The 18904-nt window shown below is 68.9% G+C and carries 19 protein-coding genes and 1 tRNA gene; 15 read left to right on the top strand and 5 right to left on the bottom strand.

The window, feature by feature from the left end:
* Window positions 1-66 precede the first annotated feature (66 nt).
* From AAIL17_RS07575 to AAIL17_RS07540, 8 genes are all read left to right on the top strand, one after another.
* A complete protein-coding gene (locus AAIL17_RS07575; protein WP_424682216.1) occupies window positions 67-831 on the top strand; it encodes a L,D-transpeptidase family protein in 765 nt (254 codons plus the stop codon).
* The gene (locus AAIL17_RS07570; RefSeq protein ID WP_424682215.1) at window positions 828-2087 is read left to right on the top strand and encodes a dicarboxylate/amino acid:cation symporter; all 1260 of its coding nucleotides are present in this window, start codon (window positions 828-830) and stop codon (window positions 2085-2087) included. The genes AAIL17_RS07575 and AAIL17_RS07570 overlap by 4 nt, the downstream gene beginning before the upstream one ends.
* Window positions 2088-2156: 69 nt before the next feature.
* A complete protein-coding gene (locus AAIL17_RS07565) occupies window positions 2157-3287 on the top strand; it encodes an NAD(P)/FAD-dependent oxidoreductase (RefSeq protein WP_424682214.1) in 1131 nt (376 codons plus the stop codon).
* Window positions 3288-3615: 328 nt separating this feature from the next.
* A complete protein-coding gene (locus AAIL17_RS07560; RefSeq protein ID WP_424682249.1) occupies window positions 3616-4215 on the top strand; it encodes an anthranilate synthase component II in 600 nt (199 codons plus the stop codon).
* Window positions 4212-5264 carry an anthranilate phosphoribosyltransferase gene (gene trpD / locus AAIL17_RS07555; protein WP_424682213.1) on the top strand — a complete coding sequence of 351 codons (1053 nt, stop codon included), beginning with the start codon at window positions 4212-4214 and terminating at the stop codon, window positions 5262-5264. The genes AAIL17_RS07560 and trpD overlap by 4 nt, the downstream gene beginning before the upstream one ends.
* 81 nt (window positions 5265-5345) lie before the next feature.
* Window positions 5346-6140 carry an indole-3-glycerol phosphate synthase TrpC gene (gene trpC, locus AAIL17_RS07550; RefSeq protein WP_424682212.1) on the top strand — a complete coding sequence of 265 codons (795 nt, stop codon included), beginning with the start codon at window positions 5346-5348 and terminating at the stop codon, window positions 6138-6140.
* A 19-nt stretch (window positions 6141-6159) separates the two neighbouring features.
* Entirely contained in the window at window positions 6160-6819 is a 660-nt protein-coding gene (locus AAIL17_RS07545; protein ID WP_424682211.1) for a haloacid dehalogenase-like hydrolase, read from the top strand.
* A 104-nt stretch (window positions 6820-6923) separates the two neighbouring features.
* Window positions 6924-7877, top strand: a complete 954-nt coding sequence (locus AAIL17_RS07540) for a bifunctional helix-turn-helix transcriptional regulator/GNAT family N-acetyltransferase (protein WP_424682210.1) — start codon at window positions 6924-6926, stop codon at window positions 7875-7877.
* Between the two features lie 93 nt (window positions 7878-7970).
* Here the strand turns inward: AAIL17_RS07540 and crp are convergent, their stop codons facing one another.
* Window positions 7971-8666 (bottom strand): cAMP-activated global transcriptional regulator CRP, encoded by a 696-nt coding sequence (crp, locus tag AAIL17_RS07535; RefSeq protein WP_336806268.1) that lies wholly within the window; start codon window positions 8664-8666, stop codon window positions 7971-7973.
* 275 nt (window positions 8667-8941) lie between these two features.
* Here crp and speD point away from each other — a divergent pair, with 275 nt between their 5' ends.
* Complete coding sequence (gene speD / locus AAIL17_RS07530) at window positions 8942-9727, top strand: adenosylmethionine decarboxylase (RefSeq protein WP_091334588.1); 786 nt, start codon at window positions 8942-8944, stop codon at window positions 9725-9727.
* Window positions 9728-9820: 93 nt separating this feature from the next.
* Entirely contained in the window at window positions 9821-10510 is a 690-nt protein-coding gene (locus AAIL17_RS07525) for an extensin family protein (RefSeq protein ID WP_424682209.1), read from the top strand.
* 40 nt (window positions 10511-10550) lie between these two features.
* On the opposite strand, the gene coq7 is transcribed toward AAIL17_RS07525, so the two are convergent.
* On the bottom strand, window positions 10551-11192 hold the full coding sequence (coq7, locus tag AAIL17_RS07520; protein WP_424682208.1) for a 2-polyprenyl-3-methyl-6-methoxy-1,4-benzoquinone monooxygenase: 642 nt from the start codon (window positions 11190-11192) through the stop codon (window positions 10551-10553).
* A complete protein-coding gene (locus AAIL17_RS07515; protein WP_424682207.1) occupies window positions 11189-12388 on the bottom strand; it encodes a (Fe-S)-binding protein in 1200 nt (399 codons plus the stop codon). Before AAIL17_RS07515 ends, coq7 begins: the two co-directional genes overlap by 4 nt.
* Before the next feature lie 142 nt (window positions 12389-12530).
* Here AAIL17_RS07515 and rplM point away from each other — a divergent pair, with 142 nt between their 5' ends.
* From rplM to AAIL17_RS07495, 4 genes are all read left to right on the top strand, one after another.
* Window positions 12531-12959: a 50S ribosomal protein L13 gene (rplM, locus tag AAIL17_RS07510; RefSeq protein WP_291193219.1), complete on the top strand. Its 429-nt coding sequence runs from the start codon at window positions 12531-12533 to the stop codon at window positions 12957-12959.
* 65 nt (window positions 12960-13024) lie between these two features.
* Entirely contained in the window at window positions 13025-13417 is a 393-nt protein-coding gene (rpsI, locus tag AAIL17_RS07505; RefSeq protein ID WP_327472728.1) for a 30S ribosomal protein S9, read from the top strand.
* 54 nt (window positions 13418-13471) lie between these two features.
* A tRNA-Gln gene (locus AAIL17_RS07500) sits at window positions 13472-13545 on the top strand.
* Window positions 13546-13844: 299 nt separating this feature from the next.
* A complete protein-coding gene (locus AAIL17_RS07495) occupies window positions 13845-15422 on the top strand; it encodes an MASE1 domain-containing protein (RefSeq protein ID WP_424682206.1) in 1578 nt (525 codons plus the stop codon).
* A 93-nt stretch (window positions 15423-15515) separates the two neighbouring features.
* On the opposite strand, the gene AAIL17_RS07490 is transcribed toward AAIL17_RS07495, so the two are convergent.
* Window positions 15516-15887, bottom strand: coding sequence for a hypothetical protein (locus AAIL17_RS07490; RefSeq protein WP_424682205.1), 372 nt, complete (start codon window positions 15885-15887; stop codon window positions 15516-15518).
* A gap of 389 nt (window positions 15888-16276) precedes the next feature.
* On the opposite strand from AAIL17_RS07490, the gene AAIL17_RS07485 reads away from it, so the two are divergent.
* Window positions 16277-18163 (top strand): chloride channel protein, encoded by a 1887-nt coding sequence (locus AAIL17_RS07485; protein WP_424682204.1) that lies wholly within the window; start codon window positions 16277-16279, stop codon window positions 18161-18163.
* Between the two features lie 73 nt (window positions 18164-18236).
* Here AAIL17_RS07485 and rpiA read toward each other — a convergent pair whose 3' ends face one another.
* Window positions 18237-18872: a ribose-5-phosphate isomerase RpiA gene (gene rpiA / locus AAIL17_RS07480; RefSeq protein ID WP_424682203.1), complete on the bottom strand. Its 636-nt coding sequence runs from the start codon at window positions 18870-18872 to the stop codon at window positions 18237-18239.
* Window positions 18873-18904: the final 32 nt, after the last annotated feature.

The following is an 18904-nucleotide window of genomic DNA, read 5'->3' as shown; positions in this document are numbered from 1 at the left end:
CCGGTCCGCCGGATCCACCACGGTGGGCTGACCCCCACCCTACGCACCGCTTCGCGTGAGGTTCCGATGTCGCTTCGCCTGCTCCTGTCCCTGATGCTGCTCCTTGCCGGTGCAGGCACTGCCCTCGCCGGCGAAGCCAACGCCTGGTCCGATGCCCGCCAGATGGTCGTGGTCACCACGTCCGGCTGGAACGTCAACCACGGCACCCTGCGCACCTATGCGCGCAGCGCCGACGGCTGGAAGGAGATCGGCCAGCCCGCCGCGGTCACCATCGGCAAGGCCGGCGCCGGCTGGGGGCTGGGGCTCAACGCACCGCGCCACGACGGCCCGGTCAAGCGCGAGGGCGACCTGCGCAGCCCGGCCGGCGTGTTCGACATCGGCGAGGCGTTCGGCTATGCGGCCAAGGCCGACACGGCGATGCCGTATCGCGCGTTGAGCGCCACCGACTACTGCGTCGACGTCAGCGGCTCGCCGCAATACAACCGCATCGTCGATGCGAAGGTGGTGGGCGAGCAGGCGGTCGAGGGTTCCACCGAGCCGATGCGCCGCGACATCCACGTCAACGGCGACCAGCGCTACCGGCAGGGCTTCGTGATCGAGCACAACCCGCAGCAGCGTGCCCAGGGCGGCAGCTGCATCTTCGCCCACCTGTGGAAGTCGCCGGTCGACGCCACCACCGGCTGCACCGCGATGGATCCCTCGTTGATGCACCGCCTGCTGGCGTGGCTGCGTCCGGACGAGCACCCGGTGTTCGTGCTGCTGCCCCGACCCGCCTACGAGAAGCTGCAGGGCGAGTGGCATTTGCCCGCGTTGAGCGAGGCCGCGCGATGAGCCCGACCGCGCGCGTGCTCGGCGGCCTGGCCGCCGGCGCCATCCTCGGCCTGGGCCTGGCAGCGTGGAATCCGCTTGCCGCCGCGCACGTGGCGGACGTGGTGCAACCGGTCGGCAAGCTCTGGCTGAACGCGCTGCAGATGACCGTGGTGCCGCTGGTGCTGGCGCTGGTAGTCGTCGGCGTCAACACCGCCAGCGACGCGGCCGCTTCGGGCCGTATTGCGCGGCGCGCGATCGTGGTGTTCATCCTGTTGCTGCTGCTCGGGGCGCTGTTCACCGCCGCGGCCGCGCCCGCGCTTTTCTCGCTGTTCCCGCACAACCCGGCGCTGCGCAGCGCGCTGGACCACGCCGTGGTGAGCGGCGCCGCGGAGGCCGGTCCGGTGAGCTGGTCGGCGTCGTTGATCGCGATGATTCCCAGCAACGCCATCATGGCGGCCGCGCAGAGCGCCATGGTGCCGCTGGTGGTGTTCGCGCTGTTCCTCGGCTTCGCGCTGACGCGCATCGCGCCGGCACGGCGCGCGATGCTGGTGGAGTTCTTCCAGGCGATCGCCGACGCGATGATCGTGGTGGTGCGCTGGGTGCTGTGGGTGGCGCCGCTGGGCGTGTTCGCGCTGATCCTGGGCGTCTGCGCGCGCTCGGGCCTGAGCATGCTGAGCGCGCTGGGCGTGTACGTGCTGGCGGAGATCCTGCTGTACCTGGCGGTCACCGCGATGATGTACGGCGTGGCCGTGATCTGGGGCGGCGAGAAGTTCACCCGCTTCGTCGCCGCGCTGCTGCCGCCGCAGGCGGTGGCGATCAGCACGCAATCCTCGCTCGCGTCGCTGCCGGCGATGCTGGAAAGCGCCGAGCAGCGGCTGGGCTACCCGAAGCAGGTCAACGCGCTAGTGCTGCCGATGGCGGTGACGCTGTGCCGCCTGACCAGCCCGGTGCAGTACCTGACCTCGGCCGCGTTCATCGCCTGGGCCTATGGGGTGGACCTCTCCGCCACCCAGCTCATTGCCGGCGCGGTGCTGGCGGTGGTGATCAGCCTGGGCTCGGTAGGCCTGCCCGGCGCGGTCACCTTCATCGCGACCAACCTGCCGGTGGCGCAGTCGATGGGCCTGCCGGTCGGGCCGCTGGGCCTGATGCTTGCGGTCGACACGCTGCCTGACGCCTTCGCCACCCTGGGCAACGTCACCGCCGACGTCACCGCCACCAGCGTGGTGGCGCGGCAATCGCGCGACGTGGCCGCAGCGCAAGAAGCGAGCAAGGGATAACTCTCGCCCGCACAATTTTCCCCGACCTCTCCTGCAACAGGAGAGGGAACCTTTGAGACGAGTCTGCGCATGCAATCGATCGAAACCGATGTGATCGTGATCGGCGCCGGCATGGCCGGCGCCTCGGTGGCCTACTTCCTCGCGCCGCACGCGCGCGTGCTGGTGCTCGAGCGCGAGGCCTACGCCGGCATGCATTCCACCGGCCGTTCGGCGGCGCTGTTCAGCGAGACCTACGGCTCGCCGCAGGTGCGCGCGCTGACCCGCGCGACGCGGCCGTTCCTGGACCATCCGCCGGAAGGTTTCGCCAGCGCACCCATCCTGACGCCGCGCGGTGCCACCGTGATCGGTACCGCCGCGGATGCCGACCGCGTGCGTGCCGAATACGAGGCGATCCTGCCCTACACGCGCGATCTCGAGCTGCACGATGCCGCGCGGCTGCGCGCGGCGGTGCCGGTGCTGCGGCCGGAGGCGGCCGTCATCGGCATGCACGAGCCCGGCGCCGCGGACATCGACGTCAACGAACTGCACCAGGGCTTCCTGCGCGGCCTGCGCGCGCGCGGCGGCCAGTTGCGCCTGGACGTGGCGATCCGCGCGATCTCGCGCACCGCCACCGGCTGGGAGGTCGATGCCGGCGATGCGGTCTACCACGCACCGCTGCTGCTCGATGCCGCCGGCGCCTGGGCCGACCATGTCGCGCGGCTGGCCGGCGTCGTGCCGCTGGGCCTGCAACCCAAGCGCCGCTCGGCATTCGTGTTCGAGCCGCCCGCTGGCGTGGACGTGCACCGCTGGCCGTTCGTCTGCGATATCGCCGAGACGTTCTACTTCAAGCCCGACGCCGGCCTGCTGCTGGGCTCGGCCGCCAACGCCGACCCGGTCGACCCGCACGACGTGCAGCCGGAGGAGTACGACATCGCGCTGGGCATCCACAACATCGAGCAGGCGACCACCATGGAGATCCGCCGCCCGACCCGCACCTGGGCCGGCCTGCGCTCCTTCGTCGCCGACGGCGACCTGGTCGGCGGCTTCGCCCCCGACGCCCCCGGCTTCTTCTGGGTCGCCGCCCAGGGCGGCTACGGCATCCAGACCAGCGCCGCGATGGGCGAGGCCTGCGCGAACCTGGCGCTCGGCCGTGCCTTGCCCGGCCACCTGCAGGACGCGGGCATCGAGGCGCGGATGCTGGCCCCCGACCGCTTGCGCTGACGCTCCAGATTCCGGCCCGGCGGCCGATCAGGAAGGAGTCATCGTCACCTTCCGGAACGGCCCATGCGGAATGGATGTTCGGCGCTCGCCATCGGCGGCCTCAGCGCCCTGCTGTTGCCGGGCGCGCTGGCGCTGGTCGCCTGTCTGCTCTGGGTCCACGCGCGGCGCTATCGGCATTTGCACGGGCACGCCGTGGCCAGACTGGCCGCGCGCCTGCCGGGCGCCGGGACGTATGGACGTCCAGGTCTTTGCTCCGGATCGTCCTGAGGCGCAGGTTGCCCTGGCCCGCTATCATGCCGATTCGCCCAGAGCCACCCGCGTGTCCGCCATGCTTTTGATGATCGACAATTACGACAGCTTCACCTTCAACCTCGTCCAGTACCTGGGCGAACTGGGGCAGGAGGTGAAGGTGGTGCGCAACGATGCGCTCGACGTGGCCGGCATCCGCGCGCTGAAGCCCTCGCACATCATGATTTCGCCGGGGCCGGGTACGCCGGATGACGCGGGCGTGTCGCTGGACGTGCTGCGCGAGCTTTCCGGCGAGGTTCCGGTGTTCGGTGTTTGCCTCGGACACCAGGCGATCGGCCAGGCGTTCGGCGGCAGGGTGATCCGCGCCAAGCAGATCATGCATGGCAAGACCTCGCCGGTGCGCCATCGTGGGCAGGGCGTGTTTGCCGGGCTGCCCGATCCGTTCGAGGCCACGCGCTACCACTCGCTGGTGGTCGAGCAGGGCTCGCTGCCGGAGTGCCTCGAGGTGACGGCCTGGACCGAGCATCCGGACGGCTCGCTCGACGAGATCATGGGGCTGCGCCACAAGACGCTGCCGGTCGAGGGTGTGCAGTTCCATCCGGAGTCGATCCTGACCCAGTACGGCCACGACATGCTGGCCAACTTCCTGGGCCTGCCGCGGCGGAAGCTGGCGGCATGAGCCCGCGGGAGATTTCGATCACGCCGCAGGAGGCGCTCCAGCGCACCATCGAGCACCGCGAGATCTTCCATGACGAGATGATCGCGCTGATGCGCCAGATCATGCGCGGCGAGGTGAGCCCGCTGATGACCGCGGCGATCATCACCGGCCTGCGCGTGAAGAAGGAAACGATCGGCGAGATCACCGGCGCGGCGCGGGTGATGCGCGAGCTGTCGGCCAAGGTCGAGGCACCGGCGCATCCGCATTTCCTGGACATCGTCGGCACCGGCGGCGACGGCGCTTCCAGCTTCAACATCTCCACCGCCTCGATGTTCGTCGCCGCGGCCGCCGGCGCACGCGTGGCCAAGCACGGCGGGCGCAGCGTGTCGTCCAAGTCCGGCAGTGCCGACGTGCTTGAGGCGCTCGGTGCCTCGATCGACCTCGGGCCCGCACAGGTGGCGCGGTGCATGGCGGAGACCGGCATCGGCTTCATGTTCGCGCCCAACCACCATCCGGCGATGAAGGTGGTCCAGCCCGTGCGCAGGGAGATGGGCGTGCGCACGCTGTTCAACATCTTAGGTCCGCTGACCAACCCGGCCGGCGCGCCGAACATCCTGATGGGCGTGTTCCATCCGGACCTGGTCGGCATCCAGGTGCGCGTGCTGCAGGCGCTGGGCGCGCGCCACGCGATGGTGGTGTGGGGGCGCGACGGCATGGACGAGATCTCGCTGGGTGCCGCCACGCTGGTCGGCGAGCTGCGCGGCGGCGAAGTGCGCGAGTACGAGATCGAGCCGGAGGATTTCGGCCTGGCGATGGCTTCCAGCCGCAACCTCAGGGTGGAGAGCGTGGACGAGTCGCGCGCCATGCTGCTCGACGCGCTGGGTGGCCGCCATGGCGTGGCGCACGACATCGTCTGCCTCAATGCCGGCGCGGCGCTCTATACCGCGGGCATCGCGGGCGACATCGACGAAGGCATCGCGCTGGCGCGCCAGACGATCGCCAGCGGCGCTGCCCATGCGAAAATGACGGAATTCGTCGCCGCGACGTGCAGGCTCGCCGGTTCGCCGTAAGGGGCGTATTTCGCGCGCGGCGATTCCGCTTGCCGCTCCGTTGGCTTTCCGCGCACAGGTGCGCTCCTACCGTTCGACGCCATGACCGACATTCTTCAACGCATCCTGGCCCGCAAGGCCGAGGAGGTCGCCGAGCGCAGCGCCGCGCAGCCGCTGGCCGCACTTGCCTCGTGCATCGAGGACCTGCCGCCCACCCGCGGTTTCGCCGCCGCCATCGAGGACAAGCTCGCCGCCGGCCTGCCGGCGGTGATCGCCGAGGTGAAGAAGGCCAGCCCCAGCAAGGGCGTGATCCGCGCCGACTTCGATCCGGCCGCGATCGCACGCAGCTACCAGGCGGGCGGCGCGGCGTGCCTGTCGGTGCTGACCGACCGCGACTTCTTCCAGGGCAGCGAGGCGTACCTCGAGCAGGCGCGCGAGGCCTGTGCGCTGCCCGTGCTGCGCAAGGACTTCGTGATCGACCCCTACCAGGTCTACGAGGCGCGCGCGATCGGTGCCGACTGCATCCTGCTGATCGTCGCCGCGCTGGACGATGCGGCGCTGCTCGAGCTCTCGCTGCTGGCGGCCGAGCTCGACCTGGACGTGCTGTGCGAGGTACACGACGGCGAGGAGCTGGAGCGCGCGCTGGCCCTGCCGGTGCCGCTGATCGGCGTGAACAACCGCAACCTGCGCACCTTCGAGACCACGCTGGACACCTCGCTCGCGCTCAAGCCGCGCATGGCGGACGACGACCGCATCCTGGTGGCCGAGTCGGGCATCCACACGCGCGAGGACGTGGCACGGCTGCGCGCGGCCGATATCCACGCCTTCCTGGTCGGCGAGGCGTTCATGCGTGCCGACGATCCGGGCCAGGCGCTCGACCGGCTGTTCGCGGCCTGATGCCATGGAAGGCCAGGGGATGTCCGCCGCCGATGCGCCTGCGGTGGTGCTGTTCGATTTCGATGGCGTGCTGACCCACGCCGATACGTTCGAGCTGTTCGTGCGTGAGCGTTACGCGCGCTCGGCCTGGCGCAAGCTGCTCGCCTTGCTGGCGTTGCCCTGGCTGCTGGTGCTGTGGCCGCTCACGCGCCGGCTGCAGCGTTCGCTGGTGCACATCGCGCTGCTGGGGCTGGACGAGAAGCGCTATCGGGCGGCGGTGGAGACCTTCGCCGCGGAACTGGTACGCCGCCCTGGCCATTTCTGCCGCGACGGCGTGCGGGCGTTGCGCCGCCATCAGGCGGCGGGCGAGCGGGTGATCGTGGTCACCGGTTGCGAGCACACGCTGGTGGAGAGCCTGCTGGCGCAGCTCGGGCTGGTGGATGTCGAGCTGGTCGCATCCAGGCTCAAGCCCGGCCCGCTGGGCCTGCGGGTCGCCCACCACAACGTCGGCGCAGGCAAGCTCAAGGCGCTCGCCACGCATGGCGTGCCGGCATGGCGGCGCGCCTATGGCGACTCGCTGCATGACCTGTACACGCTCAAGGCCGCGGCGGAGCCGGTGCTGGTCAACGGCACGCCCAAGCTGTGCAAGCGGATGGAGCGGGCCCTGGGGCGGACGCTCGAGCGGGTGGCCTGGCGCTGAGGGCGATGGTGGGCCCGGCGCCCGCGCATGAGTCGGTCGGGACTTGCGGAGCAGCCATTTTCCGAAATACGTTAGTGCTTACGTATTTTCTCCGGAGCGGCCCCGTGTATATCGCTTCCCTCGGCAAACTGGCCCTCGGCAGCCGCCTGAAGGCGCTCAGCGATCACTTCTACGGCGCGGCGGACGAGGTCTATCGAACCCTCGGCGCCCCGATCGAATCGCGCTGGCTGCCGGTGCTGCGCTACCTGTGGGATTCCGGCCCCGGCACGGTGACGGACGTGGCCGGCGCGATCGGCCAGACCCACTCTGCCGTGAGCCAGCTCACCAACAAGCTGGTGCGTGCCGGCATGGTCCGACGCCTGCGCGATCCGGCGGACGGACGGCGCACGGTGCTGACGCTGACGGGCAGGGCGCATGACGCACTCGCCGGGCTTGGCCCGATCTGGTGCGCCGTGCGGCGTGGCGTGGACGCCTCGCTGGACGAGCATGCCGCGCGCCTGCTCGATGCCGTCGCGGCCTGCGAGCGAGCGCTGCAGGAGCGTCCAGTCGCCGCGGCGATCCTGGCCGAGCACGCCGCGATCAAGGCGACGCCATTGGAGATCGTGCCTTTCGCCCCTGCGTTGCGCGAACACTTCTATCGCTTGAACGCGCAGTGGCTGGAGCGCCACTTCCGCATCGAGGACATCGACCGCGCCGTGCTGAGCGACCCTGAGCGCCACATCCTGCGACCGGGCGGTGCGATCTTCTTCGCGCGCCTGGGCGAGGAGGTGATCGGCACGTGCGCCTTGCTGCAGGAATCGCCGGGCGTGTTCGAGCTGACCAAGATGGGCGTGGACGAAACCTTTCGCGGACTCGGTGCCGGCCGGCGCCTGCTCGATGCATGCATCGCCGAGTTCCATCGGCGCGGCGGGCACACGCTGTTCCTGGAATCGAACAGTCGCCTCACGACCGCGGTGCGGATGTACGAGAAGGCCGGTTTCGTGATGCAGCCAACCATCCGGCCCGGCTCGCATTACGAGCGGGCGGACGTGTACATGATCTATCGGCAGGACGGGTAAGCCGTTCGTTCGTGACGGCAACGAGGCCAGGCGTTGGCTCGGGAATCCGAAGCGAACGCCCCGTCTCCCGCCATGCGGGAGACGGATGAAGCATCAACGCGTGCCGCGCACCACGATGGTCTTGCCGGACACGTTGATCATGCCCTGCTCCTCGAGCTGCTTGAGCACGCGGCCGACCATCTCGCGCGAGCAACCGACGATGCGGCTGACTTCCTGCCGCGAGATGCGGATCTGGGTGCCGTCCGGATGGGTCATCGCGTCCGGCTCCTGGCACAGGTCCAGCAGCGTGCGCGAGATGCGGTTGGTGACGTCCATGAAGGCCATGCGGCTGACCTGGCGCGAGGTGCGCAGCAGGCGGTTGGTCAGCTGCGAGCCGATCGCGAAGAGGATCTTCGGGCACTCCTCGCGCAGCGGGCCTTCCATCAGCTGGAACAGCCGCTCGTAGCTGATCTCGGCCATTTCGCAGGGCGTGCGGCTGCGCACGATCGACTCGCGCTGCGCCTGCTCCACGAACAGGCCCATCTCGCCGATGAACTGGCCGCGGTTCAAGTAGGCCAGGATCAGCTCGCGGCCCTGCTCGTCCTCGGTGCAGACGGCGAGCGAGCCCTCGATGATGTAGTAGAGCGTGTTGGCCGGATCGCCCGGACGGATGATCGCGGTCTTGCCGGGATAGCGCCGGCGGTGGCACAGCGCCAGGAAGCGCTCCATCGATGCCGGGTCGGGCGCGAAGCTCAAGGGCGCCTGGGACCGTTCGAATGCCTGCTGCAATTGGTATTTGAGTTGCGCCACGAGGAGTATCCGCTGGTGAGCCACGGCGCTGCCGCCAAGGCGTTACCATGCAACACGCGTCTCGCCTGATCAAGAGATGACGCGCGCCGATCCTCGTGAGTTCTGTTTTCCGGGGTTTTGCCGCATACTTCGCAGTCTTTCCGCCAGGCTGTCCATCGGTCGGAATCCTCGGGTCGCGCAGGATAAGGGTCCTGGCGCGTCTTTTTCTTTTCGCGGGGACCCTTGCTGCTAACCCGCCTCATCTGCTGGCCCGTCCGGGGCCATGGAGAGTCGCCGTGGTGAAACCGCTCCCGCGCCTGCGCCTGCAGGGCTTCAACAACCTGACCAAGGCCCTGAGCTTCAACATCTACGACATCTGCTACGCGGTGTCCGAAGACCAGCGCCAGCGCTACATCGAGTACATCGACGAACAGTACGACGCCGACCGCCTCACGCAGATCCTCACCGACGTGGCGGAGATCATCGGCGCGAACATCCTCAACATCGCACGCCAGGACTACGACCCGCAGGGCGCCTCGGTCACCATCCTCATCTCCGAGGAACCGGTGGTGGAGAAGCTCGGCCGCGACACCATCTCCGGTGCCGTGGTGGCGCACATGGACAAGAGCCACATCACCGTCCACACCTATCCGGAAACGCATCCGCACAACGGCATCGCGACCTTCCGCGCGGACATCGACGTGGCCACCTGCGGCGTGATCTCGCCGCTGAAGGCCCTGAACTACCTGATCGACAGCTTCGAGTCAGACATCGTGGTGTGCGACTACCGCGTGCGCGGCTTCACCCGCGACGTGAAGGGCAAGAAGCACTTCATCGATCACAAGATCAACTCGGTGCAGGACTACCTGGCGCGGCACATCCGCCAGAAGTACGAGATGTTCGACGTCAACGTGTACCAGGAAAATATTTTCCACACGAAGATGCACATCAAGGACTTCGACCTGGACACCTACCTGTTCGAGGCGCACGCGGACGACCTCTCGTTCAAGGAGCGCCAGCGCATCGAATCGCTGCTCAAGCGCGAGATCGAGGAACTGTTCCACGGCCGCAACCTGATGTAATCGCCACGCCCGATTGAGCACGTGCGATGGAAAAGCCCCGCCGCCAGGCGGGGTTTTTCGTAGTGCGCACGCGGGCGCGGCTAGGTTCGCCGCATGCGCGCCTTCCTGCTGTTCCTGCTGCTGCTCGCGTTGCTGGCGCTGGTGTGGTCGCGCGGCTGGCGGCCGCCGGACCGCTACGACCCGTGGGCGCCGCTGGACCTGCGTGCGCCGCCGGACCTGTTCTTCCGCTACAAGCTCGACCGGCTCGCCCGCGAGCCGGCAGCCTGCAAGGCGGCGCTGGCGCAGGCCGGCGCACGCTTCGATCCCTTGCCGGATCGCGCGGGCCCGGGCGCGTGCGGCTGGACCGACGCGGTGCGCCTGCGTGGCACCGGCCAGGCGGTGCTGCAGCGTCCGGCCATCGTCACCTGCCCGCTCGCGGCCACCCTGGTGCTACTGGACCGCCAGGTGCTGCAACCGGCGTCGCGCGAGCTCTACCGCAGCAGCGTCGCGCGGATCGACCACGTGGGCAGCTACGCCTGCCGCAATGTCTATGGCCGCCCGGCCGCGCCGCTGAGCCGCCACGCGCGGGCGGCGGCGATCGACCTGACCGGCTTCCGGCTGGCGGACGGGCAAGAGCTGGACATCGCCCGCGACTGGCGCACGCAAGGCAGGGCGGGTGATTTCCTGCATCGCGTGCACAACCGTGCCTGCAAGGTGTCCGGGATGGTGCTGGGGCCGGACTACAACGCCGAACACCGCAGCCATTTCCATGTGGAGGCGGGCGGCTGGGGCTATTGCCGGTAGCGCGTGGCGGGTGCCGCGACCACGCGCCGGATGGCCGGCGTCAGACGCGGTAGGCGACGCCCTTCATCACAAGCGAGCTCAGGTGCATCAGGCCGGGGATCGGGAAAGGCAGGTCGATGCCGCCGCGCGCCTTGGCGTTCTCGGCGTGGCGTACCTCGTCGGCCTGCATCTGTGCGAGTACCGCGCGCGAGCGCTCGTCCTGCGGCGGCAGACGTTCCAGGTGGTCCTCCAGGTGCGCCTCCACCTGGCGCTCGGTCTCCACCACGAAGCCCAGGCTCACCTTGTCCCCGACCAGCGCGGCCGCGGCGCCGATGGCGTAGCTGCCGGCATACCACAGCGGATTGAGCAGACTCGGGCGGCTTTCCAGTTCGCGCAGGCGCTGCGCGCACCAGGCCAGGTGGTCGGTTTCCTCCGCGGCGGCGTGCTGCAGGTGGGTGCGGGTGGCTTCGTCGCGCGCCAGTGCGGCCTGGCCGTCATACAGCGCCTGCGCGCAGACTTCGCCGGTGTGGTTGATGCGCATCAGGCCGGCAGCGTGGCGGCGTTCCTGTGCGTCGAGCGGGGCTTCGTCCAATGCCGCGGCGGGCGACGGACGCGCGGCTTCCGGTGCGCCGGCGACGGTTTCCAGGGCGCGCTCGATGCCCGCCAGCAGGCGGTCGAGCGGAGAGAGCGTGCGTACGTTCATGGCGGGCTTCCAGAGACGAGTTGCTGCGCCAGCAGCACCAGCGGATGCAGGGTCGGCACGGCCTTGCCACGTTCGGCGAGGCCCGCGGCCAGGTGCAGCCGGCAGCCGATATTGGACGACAGCAGCGCCTGCGGTGCCAGCGTGTCGATGGCCTCGAGCGTGGGCACGCGCAATGCGGCGGCGCGCTCGGGGAACTCCAGCAGGTGGCTGCCGGCGGCGCCGCAGCAGCGCGGCGGCAACGGCACGATCTCGAGCTCCGGCACGCGTGCGAGCAACGTCTGCAAGGCCTCGCCGCTGCGTGCCACGTTGAGCTGGGTGCATGGCAGGTGCAGCGCGACGCGCTGGCGCAACGGGCGGAACCCAAGCTCTCCGGCCCGGTCGGCAAGCAATGCATAGGGATCGCTCACCCGCACGCCGGGCAGGGCAGCGCGAAGCTGGCCGAGGCAGCCGGGCGTGACTGTCACCAGCATGGACGCGCCACTGGCCTGCACGGCGTTGCGCACGCGTTGCATGGCACGGGCGGCCGCCGCCGTCCGGCCGCCGTGGGCGTCCAATGCCCCGCAGCAGAAAGCCGGCAGCCGGATCACCGGGTGGCCGGCCGCTTCCAGCAGGACGGTGGCGGCCTGCTGCGCGTCTTCGTCGTCCACGCTGCCGACGCATCCGGGAAAGAGCGCGACCGGCGCGAGCGTGGGCGCCTCTCGTGATACGGCGGAGAAGCCGGACGGCGTCGATGGCAGCGGCGTTGCCGCCAGCGACAGGGCGGCCCCCCAGGCGGAGCGTTCGGGCAGCCGGCCCGCGAGCCACGCTTGCCGACGCGACAGGCCGATCCAGCCGGCCAGGCGGCGGGCTGCACGCAGCCAGGCAGGGCGTGTGGCCAGCGCGAGCAGCACACGCGGCCGCCGCGGCGCGGGACCGAGCAGCGCGCGGGTTTCCACCAGCAGTTCGCCGAAGCGCACCTGGGCGGGGCAGACCCGTTCGCAGCTCAGGCAGCCCAGGCAATGATCGAGCGGCTCGCGCAGGTCGTCGGTGACCGGCACCTGTCCCTTCGCCAGCGCCGCGGCAATGGCGATGCGCCCGCGCGGCGACTCGGCCTCGTTGCCGTCCAGCGCATAGGTCGGGCACACCGGCAGGCACAGACCGCATTGCACGCACTGGTCGGCCAGCGCGGCGAGGCGCTCGGACTTGTTCTCGGGCATGACCGGCATGCTATCATTGCCAGCTCGCAGCCGAGCCGACCCGGCAGGCTTGCGCGATCGATGACGGCTCCGCTATCATCTCGCGCCTTTGTTCCATCGATTCCGCTAACCGCCTCCGTGGCGGCAGACAGGTATTCTTCAAATGAAAACGTTCAGCGCCAAGCCGGAAAGCGTCAAGCGCGACTGGTACGTGGTCGACGCCACGGGCAAGACGCTCGGCCGTCTCTCCACCGAGATCGCCCGTCGCCTGCGCGGCAAGCACAAGCCGGAATTCACTCCGCACGTCGACACCGGCGACTACATCGTCGTGGTCAACGCCGAGAAGGTCGCGGTCACCGGCGCCAAGCTGGACGACAAGATGTACCACCGCTTCACCGGCTACGTCGGCAACCTCAAGAGCATGAACCTGAAGGACATGCTGGCCACGCACCCGGAGCGCGTGATCGAGATCGCCGTCAAGGGCATGCTGCCGAAGAACCCGCTGGGCCGCGCGATGTACCGCAAGCTCAAGGTGTACGGCGGCGCCGAACATCCGCATACCGCCCAGCAGCCGCAGGCGCTGGAGCTGTAATACGCAGTCACTGCGTGCAAAAGCGGTCACCCGTGGCCGCACTTACGAATAAGACCCGGACACTTATGGCAATCCAGCAGAATTACGGCACCGGCCGCCGCAAGACCTCCGCCGCCCGCGTGTTCCTGCGCAAGGGCAGCGGCGCGATCGAAGTCAACGGCAAGCCGCTCGACCAGTTCTTCGGCCGCGAGACCTCGCGCATGATCGTGCGCCAGCCGCTCGAGCTGACCCAGAGCGCCGACAAGTTCGACATCAAGGTCACCGTCGCCGGTGGCGGCATCACCGGCCAGGCCGGCGCGATCCGCCTGGGCATCGCCCGCGCGCTGATCGAGTACGACGAAACCCTGAAGTCGCCGCTGCGCAAGGCCGGCTTCGTGACCCGCGACGCCCGCGAGGTCGAGCGCAAGAAGGTCGGTCTGCACAAGGCCCGTCGCGCTACCCAGTTCTCGAAGCGCTAATTCGCTTCGAGGGGCGATGCATCCGGTCAGAGCGCATCGTTCCGAAGGTTTTTTTGGGAGATCGTCTAACGGTAGGACAACGGACTCTGACTCCGTTTATCTAGGTTCGAATCCTAGTCTCCCAGCCAACCAAGAGGCCCGCCATTGGCGGGCCTCTTTTTTGCTTGTCGATCGGAGGCGGCGGAAGACTGGCGGGCGCCGACGCACTGGAAGCGAATCCTGCGACGCACGGCACATCGGCAGGCGGCTGCCAGCACGGCATCCGGGCTCGCTTGCGCTACGATGGCAGGACCGGAAAGGGGCTGGTAGGTTATTGGTTTCACTGGTTTTTCACGCAGAAAATTGTTGGATTGACGGAATATCGCGCCCACGCTGGCGCGTCGCCGGGTTGGGGTGACCCAGGCCACTGTGCCAAGGGGGAGGGACGATGCTTACGAGGATCTGGGAATACATCTGGTTCCGGCACCTGGCCGTCGCGGCAGGTTATGCCGCCGGGTACGTCCTGCTTCGCGAGATCTCCTTTTCCCACTGGGTGCTGTTCGCGGGCCTGCGGCTGGGCGTCCTGATGCTGATGCCCTACCGCTACTGGCCTGCGCTGCTGGTGGGCGAGCTGGTGCCGCTCGGCTACATCAGCCTGGCCTGCCTGGACGAGTTCGGCTGGATGTGGTCGGCGGCGATGCTCGTGCCTCCGATCGGCTTGGCCATGCCGATCGTGCATTTCTGCCGCGAGCAGCGGCGCCTGTTCCCTACGCGCTCGATCACCAGCATCAACGTCCTGTTGCTTTGTTCGCTGCTTGTTTCGGTCGTCTGGGCGTTTGCCGATACCGTGGCGCTGATACTGGCCACCCTGCACACCCCTTACGACTACCGCGCGGCCGCCGGCCGCTATTTCCTCGGCTGCTACATCGGCATCCTCACCGTGGTGCCGCTGGTACTGGCGGTGCGCGAGGAACTGGCCGAAAAGCCGCTCAGGCAGATCCTGGCCGACGTGCCGGAAAGCCGCCTGGTACTCGAAACCGTGTCGCTGTTGCTGCCGGCCCTGGCCCTGCTGGTCTGGCTGGCCTCGGGCGTCGCCGGCGATGCGACGCAGGCCGCGCGGATGGCCATGTTCCTGCCGGTGGCGTGGCTGTCGCTGCGTCACGGCTGGCGCGGCGCCGCCGTGGGCGGCACGGCGGCCAGCATCGCGGTGATCCTGACGATGCCCGTCCGGCACGACCATGAAACCGTGCAGGCCCAGGTCTTCATCGCCTTCACCATCACCACCATGCTGATGCTCGGCGCGCGCATCGCGCTGCTGCACGAGCGTGAGCGGCAGGAGCGGATGGATTCGCGCCTGGCCCTGGCCATGGCGCAGCGGAACGTCTACCTGGGTGAGTTGCAGTTGCGGCAGACCTCGTACGCGCTGGAGCAGATGAGCGGAGCGATCCAGAGTTCCTACAACCAGTTGCTGGGACGGATGCGCTCCCTGCTGCCGGGCAGCGACGAGCGCAGCTACTATCGCCAGGCAGCGGTGGCGCAGCACCAGATGTACCGTCTGGCCGATTCGCTGTATCCGCTCACGTGGCGCGACCGCGGGCTGCCGACGGCGCTGCGCGAGGGATCCATTCCGCGCGCGCTGGACGAAGGCGGCATCATCTACTGGTGCGACATCCAGGGCGATGTCGAGCAGTTGTCGGGCAGCGTCCACATGGCGCTTTATCGCTTGGCGTCGGAGGCCATCGGCGTTGCCTGCTCCAGGCGCAACGTCAGCAAGATCCGTGTGAGCCTGCGCGCTGGTCGCTCCCGCGGCCGCCGCTGGGCAGTGCTGTGCGTGGACAGCGACGTCGACTACGACCGGCTGGCACGGGTGCGTTGGGACGACCTGCTGTCGGCGCTCGGCGGAACCGGCATGGGCTTGGGCGCACTCAAGGATCGGGCGGGCATCTTCGAGGGCAAGGTCCACGCGCGTGCGCGCGGCAACGGCAACCGCATCAGCATGATCCTGTTCGATCCCGAACTCGCCTGAGCGCCAGGGCCGTCCTTCGGACGGTTTCCCTCCGGTTCCTGCCATAAAAAAAACCGCCCTTGAGGGCGGTTTTTCTGTTCCTGTCTCTCCCGCTCACGGCGAGTGGCTGCTGCACTCCTCCGGGTCGTCGCACGGCGTGACGGTAGGACTGGAGGTGGTCGTCGTCGTGGTGGTGGCGTTGAAAACCGTGGTGCCGTCACTCATCGGCACCGCGCTCAGTTGCAGCGTGCCGTCGCGATAGACCGTCTCGGTGTAGGAGGTGAGCGGTACCGCCACGGAGCTGATTACGGCGGTCTGCTGCGGGGTGGAGATACGCCGGGCATCGCGACCCATCGGCAGCACCAGCAACTGGCCGTCGACGTTGGCGAAGGCGACGCGCACGTTGCCGTAACGGTCGTTCACCTGGACGTACTGCACGCCATCGTTGCCGAACACATAGACATGCCAATGCGTACTCGCGCTCACGTCCCGGGCGTTGGGCCATGCCTGACCCAAGCCGGTGCCGCGGGGTGTCGCCGCCATAGCGGAAGCCGAGAGACCCATGACGACCAAGCCGGCGCAAAGGGCGCGGCGCGGCAGGAATTTGATCATAGCCATGTCCCCTTAATTGGAGTGCCCACTGATTGAGCCACCGCACTCTACCAGCAGGAAAAGTGATGCTTTTGCGAAGGCAACCGCCGAATCTGAGCGCCAGTTAAGGTTTCTGGTTCGCCGGTTGGGCGAGGGTCGGGTGCCCGCTACGGCGAGCCGAAGACGCCGGGCGCGGGCGAACGCCGCCGGCGTGGGCTGCAGGCTTCCGCTTCGGTTCTGTAGCCAGTCGGCGTAAAATTCCCGTTTTCCTTCGCGGTACACCCATGAGTCCCCCGATCGACAAGCCGGCCTATCCGCCGGCCGTGCGCCTGGAAGGCAGCACGGATGCCTTGCCCCTTTCCCCTGCGCTGGGCGTCAGTCTCGATGCGACCCGCATGCCGAGGCGGTCCACCCTGGTCGACCGGCGCGTGCTGCGCATTACTGCGGTGTCGGTCGTCCTCGGCGTGGCGGCGGCGTTCATTGCGCAACTGCTGACCGGCCTGATCGGCCTGGTCACCAACCTGGCCTTCTATGGCCGCGTGTCGACCGCCTTTTCCTCGCCGGCCGGCCACCACCTCGGCGCATGGGTGATCGTGGTGCCGGTGATCGGCGGTCTGCTGGTGGGCGCGATGGCACGCTGGGGTTCGCGTGCGATCCGCGGCCATGGCATTCCCGAGGCGATGGAGCAGGTGCTGCTCAACGAATCGAAGATCCCGCCGCGGATCACCTTCCTCAAGCCGGTGTCCTCGGCGATCGCCATCGGTACCGGCGGGCCGTTCGGCGCCGAAGGCCCGATCATCGCCACTGGCGGCGCGCTGGGCTCGTTCATCGGCCAGTTGCTGCGCGTGACCGGCGGCGAGCGCAAGGTGCTGCTGGCGGCGGGCGCCGCGGCCGGCATGGCGGCGGTGTTCGCCTCGCCGGTGGCGGCGGTGGTGCTGGCGGTCGAGCTGCTGCTGTTCGAGCTGCGCCCGCGCTCACTCATCCCCGTCGCGCTGGCGACCGTGGCGGCCACTTCCGTGCGCTACGCGTTCCAGGGCACCGCGCCGGTATTCGCCATGCCGCACCTGGCCGAGCCCGGCGCCGTCGCGCTGGCCTGTTACGTGGGCGTCGGCGCGTTGCTGGGCCTGATCAGCGTGGGTGTCACGCGCATCGTCTACGGCATCGAGGACGCGTTCGAGCGGCTGCCGATCCACTGGATGTGGTGGCCGGCGCTGGGCGGCATCGCGGTCGGCGTGGTCGGTTACTTCGCGCCGCTGACCCTGGGCGTGGGCTACACCAACATCGAGGGCATCGTCAGCGGGCAGTTCACCCTGCACACGCTGTTCTTCCTGTGCCTGATGAAGTTCATCTCCTGGTCGATCGCGCTGGGCAGCGGCACCTCCGGCGGAACGCTGGCGCCGTTGTTCACCATCGGCGGCGCCTTGGGCGCGCTGATCGGCCTGGCGCTGGCGGCGATGCTGCCGCAATTCGGCATCGATCCGCGCATCGCCGCGCTGGTCGGCATGGCAGCGATCTTCGCCGGCGCCTCGCGCGCGCTGCTGACGGCGGTGGTGTTCGCCTTCGAGACCACGGGGCAGCCGGCCGGCCTGCTGCCGCTGCTGGGCGGCTGCACCGCGGCCTACCTGATTTCGGCGCTGATGATGCGCAACACCATCATGACCGAGAAGATCGCCCGCCGCGGCGTGCGCGTGCCTTCCGAGTACGCCGCCGATTATCTCGACCAGGTGGCGGTGGGCGACGCCTGCTCGCGCGGCGTGGTGACCTTGCGCACGACGCAGACGCTGGGCGAGGTGCGCCACTGGCTTGGCGAGGGCTCGCCGGAAGCGCAGCACCAGGGCTTCCCGGTGATCGACGAGCGTGAGCAGGTGGTGGGCGTGCTGACCCGGCGCAGCCTGCTCGACCCGCAATGGTCCTATTCGCTGCCGTTGGCCGACCTGGTGACCCGTCCGCCGATGATGGTGAAGGAAGACCACTCGCTGCGCGAAGCCGCCGACCACATGGTCGCCGAGCAGGTCGGCCGGCTGATCGTGGTCAGCAAGGATGCGCCGCACCGCATGGTCGGCATCATCACCCGGGGCGACCTGCTGAGCGCGCACAAGCGCCGCTTGCAGGAGGCACGTCAGGCCAGCCGTCACCTGCGCTTCGGCAGGAACGGCATGCGCACGGCCTGATACGACGCCTGACGGTGGGCTTCGGCCTACCGCCAGGGTGTTCAGAGGGGGCGAACCTACCCCGCGTCGCGGGTCACATTTCCTTGTCGCCGACCAGCACGATATCGGCCGGGCGTCGGGCGAACAGGCCGACGGTGACCACGCCGGGAATCTGGTTGAGTTCGGATTCGAGCGAGACCGGATCGGTGATCTGCCAGCCGTGCACGTCGATCACCCAGTTGCCGTTGTCGGTGACCACGCCGTCGCGCCACACCGGGTGGCCGCCACGCTTGACGATCTCGCGCCCGACCAGGCTGCGCGCCATCGGGATGACTTCGATCGGCAGCGGGAAGCGGCCCAGCAGGTCCACCCGCTTGGCTGAGTCGATGATGCACACGAACTGCGTGCTGGCTTCGGCGATGATCTTCTCGCGGGTCAGCGCGGCACCGCCGCCCTTGATCAACCGCTTGTGCGGATCGCATTCGTCGGCGCCGTCGACGTAGATCGACAGCGGCCCGGTCGCGTTGAGGTCGAGCACCTCGATGCCGTGCTGCCGGAGCAGCGCGGTCGATTGCTCGGAGCTGGAGACCGCGCCGTGGATGCGGTGCTTGATGCCGGCCAGAGCCTCGATGAAGAAGGCCACGGTCGAGCCGGTGCCGACGCCGACGACGGCGCCATCCTCGACGTAGCGGATGGCGGCCTCGCCGGCCAGGCGTTTTTCGTTGCTCATGCAGGTTCCTCGAGCTTGGGCTCCCGCTCCGG

The organism is Frateuria sp. YIM B11624 (assembly GCF_049727805.1).
GTDB lineage: Bacteria > Pseudomonadota > Gammaproteobacteria > Xanthomonadales > Rhodanobacteraceae > Frateuria_A.
The sequence above is the reverse complement of the archived record's forward strand: the minus strand, read 5'-3'. Positions and strand labels throughout refer to the sequence as shown.

What these genes read in the sequence shown, in the direction of transcription:
- AAIL17_RS07575 (WP_424682216.1), top strand. Translation starts at nt 67, where the DNA reads ATGTCGCTTCGCCTGCTCCTGTCCCTGATGCTGCTCCTTGCCGGTGCA.
- AAIL17_RS07570 (WP_424682215.1), top strand. Translation starts at nt 828, where the DNA reads ATGAGCCCGACCGCGCGCGTGCTCGGCGGCCTGGCCGCCGGCGCCATC.
- AAIL17_RS07565 (WP_424682214.1), top strand. Translation starts at nt 2,157, where the DNA reads ATGCAATCGATCGAAACCGATGTGATCGTGATCGGCGCCGGCATGGCC.
- AAIL17_RS07560 (WP_424682249.1), top strand. Translation starts at nt 3,616, where the DNA reads ATGCTTTTGATGATCGACAATTACGACAGCTTCACCTTCAACCTCGTC.
- trpD (WP_424682213.1), top strand. Translation starts at nt 4,212, where the DNA reads ATGAGCCCGCGGGAGATTTCGATCACGCCGCAGGAGGCGCTCCAGCGC.
- trpC (WP_424682212.1), top strand. Translation starts at nt 5,346, where the DNA reads ATGACCGACATTCTTCAACGCATCCTGGCCCGCAAGGCCGAGGAGGTC.
- AAIL17_RS07545 (WP_424682211.1), top strand. Translation starts at nt 6,160, where the DNA reads ATGTCCGCCGCCGATGCGCCTGCGGTGGTGCTGTTCGATTTCGATGGC.
- AAIL17_RS07525 (WP_424682209.1), top strand. Translation starts at nt 9,821, where the DNA reads ATGCGCGCCTTCCTGCTGTTCCTGCTGCTGCTCGCGTTGCTGGCGCTG.
- coq7 (WP_424682208.1), bottom strand. Translation starts at nt 11,192, where the DNA reads ATGAACGTACGCACGCTCTCTCCGCTCGACCGCCTGCTGGCGGGCATC.
- AAIL17_RS07515 (WP_424682207.1), bottom strand. Translation starts at nt 12,388, where the DNA reads ATGCCCGAGAACAAGTCCGAGCGCCTCGCCGCGCTGGCCGACCAGTGC.
- rplM (WP_291193219.1), top strand. Translation starts at nt 12,531, where the DNA reads ATGAAAACGTTCAGCGCCAAGCCGGAAAGCGTCAAGCGCGACTGGTAC.
- rpsI (WP_327472728.1), top strand. Translation starts at nt 13,025, where the DNA reads ATGGCAATCCAGCAGAATTACGGCACCGGCCGCCGCAAGACCTCCGCC.
- AAIL17_RS07495 (WP_424682206.1), top strand. Translation starts at nt 13,845, where the DNA reads ATGCTTACGAGGATCTGGGAATACATCTGGTTCCGGCACCTGGCCGTC.
- AAIL17_RS07485 (WP_424682204.1), top strand. Translation starts at nt 16,277, where the DNA reads ATGAGTCCCCCGATCGACAAGCCGGCCTATCCGCCGGCCGTGCGCCTG.
- rpiA (WP_424682203.1), bottom strand. Translation starts at nt 18,872, where the DNA reads ATGAGCAACGAAAAACGCCTGGCCGGCGAGGCCGCCATCCGCTACGTC.